Here is an 8,926-nt window from a genome sequence, read left to right on the forward strand (position 1 = left end):
CGAGACCGGGTGGCGGGTGTTGCACCTCGGTGACGGCACGCTTGAGTGGACGTCGCCGACCGGGCGCACGTTCGTGAGTGAGCCGGCCACGGTCATCCGCTCGGCGTCGACCACACCGTCGCCCGCCCCACCCGGTCGGGATGCCCAGTCAGGGGAGCCCACGCCGTTCTGAGGACGCGCGCGGCAGATACGCGAAACCGACCAGGAGTGCACCCGCGAACCATCCGCCGAGCGGAGCGCCCACCGGTAGTTACAGGAGAAGCACTGTTCCGACCAGGATCAGTATCCGGCGAGCACGGCGAAGAGACGCATCCCGTAAAGGAAAACGAACGGCAGATAATGCGCACCGACGATGATCATGCTTGCCGGGTAGAACAGGTTCGGTTCGGTCAGTCCCAGGGCAACGGCCACGAGCGTGCCCGAAGGGACGGTGAATGCGAACTGCGTCGCGAGCGCCGCCATCGGATGGCCCTTGGGCAATGCCGCTGGCCCGCCGGCGGTTCGAAGCGTGAGCGTCGTCAGGGGAAAAATCAGCATCCCACCCAGGAACAGCGTTGCGATCGATGCGCCTGGCGACAATCAAGTCGCCACGGCCGCCGCGATCAGCCACAGTGTGCCTGAAACCAATTGACCGACGAAGCCGCCGGGGTAGACACGTCGAACGTCCGCCTGAGCCTCATCAATATCCGCACAACGGCATCGTCCCACGAGTCGGCCGCTGGCCTGTCCACACGCTTGCTGGTCGGGCGTGACAGACCGGATCATCCCGTCGTCTTGTCAGGTCCGAACGACGAGCAGAGCACGTCGCGCCCCAGCTGTGCAGTGGAGATATCTCTCGTTTCGTGATGCCGGACTCGCGGGCGGACTCGGTGCGAACGACGGCGGCCTCACGGCGAGCGGCAGGCACTAGGAGCACGGTGTAGACGACGCCGACGAGTAGCAGGATTCCACCGTCGAGCCGCGTGAGTAGCCCATCCCCGGCGAAGATCAACATCAGAGCGGATGCGCCGACGATCGTCGGCAGAAATGGTGCCGACCGCGACCACCGTGACGCCGATCAGGGCGAGCAAGCCGATGACGAGCTCACCCAACACAATCATGCGTTGAGACTACTCACGGACTTGCCCGGGCACCCAAAAACCGGTGAGGTTGACGCGTGGTCCGCATTAGGACTCATGATGAGAAAATCGCTCACCCGGACCCATCCCTCCGGTGCCTGATTGCCGAACGCTTACGCGTCAGGGTTGGGTGAGGCCAGTACCTCAGAGCAAGTCCGCCGTTCCGGCAGCACCGACTGTCGTGATCAGGTCGACGGAGAGTGCCGAGCCGAGCCGAACAGACAGCATGGCCGTGACACCAAGCGCCGAGGCGGGAATCGGGATGCTGCGTTGGCTCATGTCAGGCATTTCCGGACAGTGCGTTTGCTCCGAGCCGGCGCTGCGCGACCTGAACGTTCGAGCCGAGACGAGTGAGCTCCCGCTCGAGCTCCCGAGCTGCTGCCAATAGTGCGTCGTCGTCGAGCGGTTCGAGTGCGTCGAGGATGAACAGGGCGCTGGTGGTGGTGTCGGTGAGCTGGGTGCGACGTGCCTGACGCCAGTTCCAGCGTCGACACGTCACACCGCCCGCGTCGGTCCACACGACCTCCCCGGCGTCGGGATACTCAGTCACGGATGCGCCCTCGGACATGATCTCGAAAGGTTCCGACCCGGTTGCGCGGATCAGGCGTGGTGCTCCGACGTAGTGCGCCAGGTCCTCCCCGCCGAGCGGTACCACGTGCAGAATCGAGATTGCGTTGTACAGGTCCGTGAGTCGATTCACGCGGGGCAGCCCGGATGCCGCGCGGCGCATAAGCGCCTCCAGACTGTTGCGGGTGCGCTGCGGCTTCGCACCGAACGCCCGGTACGCCTGGCGCCACGCGGCAATGTGTGGAACCTCCTCGACAGCCTGTTGCTGGAGAGTGGAGCGGGCTGCCTCTTCCGCCGCGAGGAGCAGCGCCTCGCTTGCCTCATCACTCGGGCCGGACTCGAGTCCATCGACAGCGACCAACACCGCCCGGTAGTCGGGCCGTAACGCAAAGACGTCATCGTTGACTCGGGCGGCGTCGAGGAACGTGTTCAAGGCCGTCTGCTCAGGCATCAACGCGTTCCGTTCGGGTAGCCGAGCCGACGCCCGGGTCAAACACTGTCAGTGAGAATCGTGCTGCGTGCGGGCCGGCGTTGACGTAGGTATGGGCTACGTCGCCGGGGAAGGAGAGCGCGTCGCGATCGTTGAGCGTGATCGTCTCTTCTCCCGACGAAATCGAGATCGTTCCCAGGTGTACCTGCACAAGCTTTCTCGTACCGGCCGTATGCGGTTCACTCACATGTCGATCGCCTGCTTCGAGGGTCCAGTCCCACAGTTCGACGACGTTCGGCGGTGTAGTCACCGCGACGAGCACTCCGCGCCCGCCGTGCGCGCCGGTCCACAGCACCGTGCCCTCGCCCCTTCGGGTAACTTTCATCCGCTTCGATCGGGGCGGTTCGACCAGATCGGGGAGGCCCACGCCGAGGGCGCCACTGATCCGGAGCAGTGTCCCTACGCTCGGGTTCGCGGCACCCTGCTCGATGTTGACCAGCATTCGGCGACTCACCCCGGTGCCTTCCGCCAGCTGGTCAAGAGTCCACCGACGTTGTTGGCGTTCGTGTTTGACGCGTACACCGATGGCAGTCGCAAGTTCCGCAGCACTTTCCTCCATAAGTGCACGATAGTGCACTATTGGTACATCAATCAGAGTTTTCCCTCGGGTACCAACAGTTGGTCTCAGTGGGGGAGGATGACGATCTTGCCGATGTGTCGTCGCTCGGAGAACTCCGTTTGGGCTTCGGCGATCTCGGTCAGGGCAAACGTGCTGCTGACCTGAGGACTGACCTGCCCGCCGCGTGCAAGCTCGACGAGCCGACGAAAATGAACCCGGGTGTGCATCGAGGATCCGATCAGCAGCACATTGTGAAGATAGAGGCGGCGGAGGTCGAAGTCGATCACCGGCGCCGCCACAGCACCCGCGATCACCCAGCGTCCGTTGTCCCGAATCATCGGCATCATGGTGGAGACCCCCGGTCCACCGGCGATGTCAGCAACCACGTCCAACCCCGCCGGATGCTCCCGTCACGAGCACGGTTTCGCCGCCTCGCACGTTGGCACGTTCGAGCATTCCGATCGCGATGGCGAATGCCCACAGGCAGGCACGCCAGCTGCACATCCGATAGCGGGGAATCCAGCACGTCATGAGCATGGATGGCATCCACGGCGACGTACTGCGCGAACCCGCCATCGGCCTCGCTGCCCAGGTACCCCGCCGGAGACGCATTCTCGCTGTCGCATCCGTAGATAGCCGGGTCCACGAGCACCCGGCGACCCAACAGTTCTTCGGTCACACCATGACCCACCTCGACGACAATGCCGGTGATATCCCCACCCTGAATGCGCGAAAAATCAAACAAACCCAGTCAGCCGGCCTGCGCCGTGGGATTTTCCGGCGACCCATGTGCTCCCTGGCGCGTCCAAATGTCTGTGTTGTTGACGGCAGCCGCTGTTACTTTCACCAGCACCTGGTGGTCCTGCGGCCGCGGCCGGAGCCAATCGTGGTGCAATTCCAATGCTTCGGGGCCACCGAATCTCATCCATATTTCGGGTTGCCAACGAGGGCATCGCCTTCACCGAACGAGTTCCTGCCCACCGTGCACGGGTTCGACGCGTTCTTCGGCAACCTCTACCACTTTAATACCGAGGAGGAGACGGAAACCGACCGCCGCCGTCGTGCAAAGTCAGTTCGGGCATACCCCAGTGTCTCGCGCAACCGTTCCTGCCGTTTCAGTCCTCCAGAGCCTCGCCCCGTTTCTCGGGGAGTCCAAGAGCGCCGAGTCCAGCGACCACGAAGAACATTGCAAAGACCGTGAAAAGAATTGCGGTCCCGCCCATCTCGCGCAGCATCGGCACGGCCAGCGGAGCCAGGATCGCGGCGATCCGTCCAACGCCGGCTGCCCAGCCGGCCCCGGTGGCACGGATGCGGGTCGGGTACAGCTCCGGGGTCACTGCGTAGAGCGCTCCCCACGCACCCAGGTTAAAAAAGGAAAGCAGCATGCCGGCACCGATCACCTGGGTGGCATCGCCGGCTACCGCGAATAACGCCGCCGCAAGTGCCGAGCCGGCAAGGAATACGGCCAGTGTCCTGCGCCGTCCCCAACGCTCGATGAGGTACGCCGAAGCGGCATAACCCGGCAGTTGGGCCACGGTGATGATCAGCGTGTACGCGAAGGAGCGAACGAGCGAGTATCCCGACGCGACCAGGATGGTCGGAAGCCAGATGAAGGCGCCATAGTAGGAGAAGTTCACGCAGAACCAGACCAGCCACAGCGCACCGGTTCGGCGACGCAGGCCGCGCGACCACAGCGCGGTGACGCGTGTCCGGGAACCGGTTTTGTTCGGCCCCTCACCTGTCTTTGCGGGGCGCGCAGAATCATAGGGTCCGGCGGTGATTCCGGCGGACTTTTCGAAACGTCGGACGGTCGACTCCGCCTCAGAGAGGCGGCCACGCGACTCGAGGAAGCGAACCGATTCCGGCAGCCGAAGGCGCACGACCACCGCGTACACGGCCGGAACCGCTCCGACAGCCAGTGCCCAGCGCCAGCCGTCGGCCGATGACGGTACGACCAGGTACCCGATGACCGCGGAAACGGTCCAGCCAATGGCCCAGAAGGATTCGAGGATGACGATGATGCGGCCGCGAATTCGTGGAGGCGCGAACTCGCTCACGAGCGTCGAAGCGACCGGGAGCTCACCGCCAAGACCGAGCCCCACGATAAATCGCCATGCAATGAGTACGGCCACAGTCTCGGACAGTGCCGACGCTCCCGTCGCGAGACCGTAAACGAGAAGGGTGAGAGCGAAAACCTGGCGTCGGCCGATACGGTCGGCCAGCAAACCACCGAGAACTGCACCAATGGCCATACCGACGAACCCGGCGGATGCGATCCAGGACAGCTCCACGTCGGAGACTTGCCATTGCACCGCCAATTGTGCCAGAACGAAAGAAATGAGTCCAACGTCCATCGCATCAAGAGCCCAGCCCAGGCCGGAACCCACAAGCACACGGCGGTGCTCCCGGGTGAACGGCAGCGCATCCAATCGCTCGGATCGACTGGGGCGTGCGCGAACTTCAGGCATCAGGTTCCCAATTCAGCGTTTGTGACCAGGCGGCGAACTGAGGGTGAAGCGTCTGCCGGATAATTGAACCCTATTGCACGAGACCTGCCCGACGTGAGTGTGTCAAGGAGCGGCGGCGCCGGGGTGCGAGACTGGCCAGACACAGTCGGCCGAGCGGGCGTACCCGCACTAGCCCAAGGAGTTCAACGATGAACACACCCACCACAGCATCCGTCCCAGCGCCTACTGCTGGCCTCTCCGCCCGCGTCGAACGAGCAGATCTCGATGTCGCCTCTTCATTCGCCGCGTTCGTCGAGAACGAGGCGCTGCAGGGAACCGGCATCACCGCGGACGCCTTTTGGCTTGGGCTGAGCACGCTGATCAGCGACCTCACTCCCCGGAACACTGAGTTGCTCGGCATCAGGGATGACCTGCAGGCCCAGATCGATGCCTTCCACCGGGCTAACCCCGGCCAGCCTGACCCCGGTGAGTACCGTGCTTTCCTCACCAGGATCGGGTACCTCGCGCCCGAACCCGGGGACTTCACCATCACCACCTCGAACGTCGATGTGGAGATCGCGTCGCAGGCGGGACCCCAGCTTGTCGTTCCGCTGCTCAACGCGCGGTTCGCTGTCAACGCGGCGAACGCCCGCTGGGGTTCGCTTTACGACGCGCTGTACGGCACTGACGCGATATCCGATGACGGCGGTGCGTCCCGGGCGGATTCCTACAACGCCGTCCGCGGCGGACGGGTGATCGCGCGCGGACGGGCTCTGCTTGACCAGGCCATCCCACTCGAACGGGGCTCGCACGCTGATGCCGTCGCTTACCGAGTCGAGAACGGTGCGCTGATCGTGGCTTTGAAAGACGGATCATCCGCTGTCCTGGCGTCGCCCTCGGCGCTGGTCGGCTACAGGGGAGAGGCTTTGGAACCGTCGTCCGTGCTCTTCCGACATCACGGACTGCACCTCGACGTGACCATTGATCGCAGCGCACCTATCGGGGCCACGGACAGCGCGGGCATCCAGGACATCGTGCTCGAGTCCGCTGTCACCACGATCATGGACCTCGAAGACTCGGTTGCCGCAGTCGACGCCGACGACAAGGTACTCGGCTACCGCAACTGGCGCGAACTCATGCGCGGCAGACTGAATGAGACCGTCAGGAAGGGCGCCGGCGTCTTCACGCGCACCATGAACGGCGACCGCGTCTACACCGTTCCTACCGGCGGCGAGTTGACGCTGCACGGCCGAAGCCTGCTGCTGGTGCGCAACGTCGGGCACCTGATGCAGACCGACACCGTGCGGGATGCGTCCGGCGCCGAAGTGTTCGAAGGAATCCTCGACGCGGTGCTGACCGTTCTCGGTTCGTTCCCCGACCTCGTCGGCGAGGCCCGCGGCGGCAACTCACGCACCGGCTCGGTGTACATCGTCAAGCCGAAAATGCACGGCCCCCACGAGGTCGCGTTCACCGTCGACCTGTTCGCCCGGGTGGAGCAGCTCCTCGGCCTGCCCTTACTCACCGTGAAGATCGGGATCATGGACGAAGAACGGCGAACGACGCTCAACTTGCGGGCCTGTATCGCCGTTGCCGCCGAGCGAATCGTCTTCATCAACACGGGATTCCTCGATCGCACGGGCGACGAGATCCACACCTCCATGCACGCCGGGCCAGTGGCCACCAAGGGCTTGATACGTTCCATGCCCTTCATGGCTGCCTACGAGAACGCGAATGTCGACGCCGGTCTCGCGGCGGGCTTTCCCGGCCGTGCCCAGATCGGCAAGGGCATGTGGGCCATGCCCGATCTCATGCACGACATGCTCGAGCAGAAGATTGCGCACCCCCGTTCCGGTGCAACCACAGCCTGGGTCCCGTCTCCCACAGCGGCGACGCTGCATGCGATCCACTATCACGAGGTCGACGTGGCCGCCCGTCAACACGAACTGGCCGGGCGGACACGCCAGGCCCTGGACCCGATTCTCGTCCTCCCTCTCTCCGAGCGAGACCTCAGCGATGAGGAGCGCCTGACCGAGCTGAACAACAACGTTCAGTCGATCCTCGGCTACGTCGTTCGATGGGTCGATCAAGGGGTCGGGTGTTCCAAGGTTCCGGACATCCACGGCGTGGGGCTCATGGAGGACCGTGCGACGCTGCGCATTTCCAGTCAACTCCTCGCGAACTGGCTCACCCACGGCGTCATCAGCAAGACGGATGTCGACGCCAGCCTCGGGCGACTGGCGGCGGTCGTCGATGCACAGAATTCCGATGACCCGACCTATGAAGCGCTGATCGGCAGAACCGGGCCTGGGCTCGCGTTTCTGGCCGCCCGCCAACTCATCATCGACGGTGCATCCTCACCTAACGGATACACCGAGCCGATCCTCCACCAGGTCCGGAGGGCAAAGAAGCGTCAGGCTCCCGCGCGTCATTTGCTCTAACGGAACCTCATGCGGGCGGGTTGCAGTGCGGCAGCCGCCGGTGGCATACCTTCCCGGCGGGACCTACTTGATGCCGCCGGTTGGGCGTCCATCGAGCAGGTTGCTGATGAACCTCGCGACGTCGTCCCGAAATTCGGCATAGGCGCTTGGGGCGGGCCCCTCCGAACGGACGAACACGTCCACTGCCTCGAGCGCTGAGGTGACGATGGAACGAGGTGAGCGCCCTTCCCCTGATGAGTTTGCGGCACGATATCGTATGCCGGGGTGATTCTCGTGGTGTTGTCATACAGGTTTCATTACGCGTCTACTCGGTGTGGCCCACTGTTCTGAATTAACAGGTGGCTGCTCGTGATTGCGGCGGGACTTGACAAGCAGCACCACGCCGAGGGCCAGCCACCAAAGCATTCCCAGAGGGATCAGTGCCATGGAGGCGAGCCAGATCCCGGGCAGGTCGATCGCTGCTGCCGTCATCAATGGCCCAGCCGTGAGCATCACGAGACGGAGGCCTGCGACTAATCCCAAGACACATAACCAGATCGGAAGGGGGCGGGAGTGAACCCCGGCCACACAGATACCAACGGACCAGACAGCGAGCGTAATGAGGCCCGCCGCAAGGAAACCATGGGTTCCCAACATCTGAATGGTGAGCTATGCGGACTGGCCCCATCCCCTATTGACCGAGTCGATGTAGAGCAACGTTCCGACCGACTCGCGCAAGACCCCATGCATGAACGAGAACGCAGCCGCGAAAAGTCCGAGCGCGCTCAGGCTTCGGCGCGTGATCATACTTGTGCGTGGCGTAAGCACATCTGAGATAGCGAAACTCGCCACGATGTACGCGAGTGCCATGATAAACACTGCGACCGCCGCCAAAGCGTGAAACTGCGGATACTGGCGCAGATAATCGAGGCTTACTGCGGAGTTGTCGGTGTCATCGAAACCGAGAACCGGTCCCATTAGCTCAAGGGTAAACATCGCGATGCCTGCGAGCCCAGCGAGGTCACGTCCCGCTGAGTGGTGGAGTTCCTCGACACCGTGCGGGTCAGTAGTTCTAGCTTAGGCGGCGGCGAGTTCGGGGAGTATCACCGCCTCGTCGATGACCTCGATGGGGTTGTTCATGGTGGCCAGCTCGAGCATTGATGCTTCGGAGAAGTAGCGGCGTTCGCCGGCTTCCCACTCGTCATGCTGCTCGATCAACACCGACCCGGCCAGGCGCAGCAGGGCCGCGGAGTTGGGGAAAACGCCGACGACGTCGGTGCGGCGTTTGATCTCCTTGTTGACCCGTTCCAGCGGGTTGGTGGACCAGA

9 protein-coding genes are annotated in these 8,926 nt (G+C 63.7%); 1 reads left to right on the forward strand and 8 read right to left on the reverse strand.

Annotation, left to right across the window (positions count from 1 at the left end; translation table 11 throughout):
• Positions 1–279: 279 nt before the first annotated feature.
• The 6 genes from E3O47_RS09130 to E3O47_RS09155 all read right to left on the reverse strand — a co-directional run bounded on the left by E3O47_RS09130 (position 280) and on the right by E3O47_RS09155 (position 5,202).
• Entirely contained in the window at positions 280–579 is a 300-nt protein-coding gene (locus tag E3O47_RS09130) for a hypothetical protein (protein WP_134420271.1), read from the reverse strand.
• 683 nt (positions 580–1,262) lie between these two features.
• Positions 1,263–1,406, reverse strand: coding sequence for a hypothetical protein (locus E3O47_RS15985; RefSeq protein WP_166784809.1), 144 nt, complete (start codon positions 1,404–1,406; stop codon positions 1,263–1,265).
• On the reverse strand, positions 1,399–2,136 hold the full coding sequence (locus E3O47_RS09135) for a phenylalanine--tRNA ligase beta subunit-related protein (protein WP_134371457.1): 738 nt from the start codon (positions 2,134–2,136) through the stop codon (positions 1,399–1,401). Before E3O47_RS09135 ends, E3O47_RS15985 begins: the two co-directional genes overlap by 8 nt.
• Entirely contained in the window at positions 2,129–2,734 is a 606-nt protein-coding gene (locus tag E3O47_RS09140) for an XRE family transcriptional regulator (protein WP_174722144.1), read from the reverse strand. Before E3O47_RS09140 ends, E3O47_RS09135 begins: the two co-directional genes overlap by 8 nt.
• A 65-nt stretch (positions 2,735–2,799) precedes the next feature.
• The gene (locus tag E3O47_RS16245; RefSeq protein ID WP_255572934.1) at positions 2,800–3,126 is read right to left on the reverse strand and encodes a zinc-binding dehydrogenase; all 327 of its coding nucleotides are present in this window, start codon (positions 3,124–3,126) and stop codon (positions 2,800–2,802) included.
• A gap of 723 nt (positions 3,127–3,849) precedes the next feature.
• A complete protein-coding gene (locus tag E3O47_RS09155; RefSeq protein ID WP_134420273.1) occupies positions 3,850–5,202 on the reverse strand; it encodes an MFS transporter in 1,353 nt (450 codons plus the stop codon).
• A 188-nt stretch (positions 5,203–5,390) separates the two neighbouring features.
• Between E3O47_RS09155 and E3O47_RS09160 the strand changes: the two genes are divergently transcribed.
• Positions 5,391–7,619, forward strand: a complete 2,229-nt coding sequence (locus tag E3O47_RS09160; RefSeq protein WP_134420275.1) for a malate synthase G — start codon at positions 5,391–5,393, stop codon at positions 7,617–7,619.
• A 648-nt stretch (positions 7,620–8,267) separates the two neighbouring features.
• Here the strand turns inward: E3O47_RS09160 and E3O47_RS09165 are convergent.
• Positions 8,268–8,576, reverse strand: coding sequence for a hypothetical protein (locus E3O47_RS09165; RefSeq protein WP_134420277.1), 309 nt, complete (start codon positions 8,574–8,576; stop codon positions 8,268–8,270).
• 99 nt (positions 8,577–8,675) lie between these two features.
• Positions 8,676–8,926, reverse strand: a 251-nt coding sequence (locus tag E3O47_RS09170; protein ID WP_174722145.1) for a transposase, incomplete at its 5' end; no start/stop codon positions are given.

The sequence above is a fragment of the Cryobacterium sp. TMT2-17-1 genome (genome assembly GCF_004402765.1).
GTDB classification, from domain to species: Bacteria; Actinomycetota; Actinomycetes; order Actinomycetales; family Microbacteriaceae; genus Cryobacterium; species Cryobacterium sandaracinum.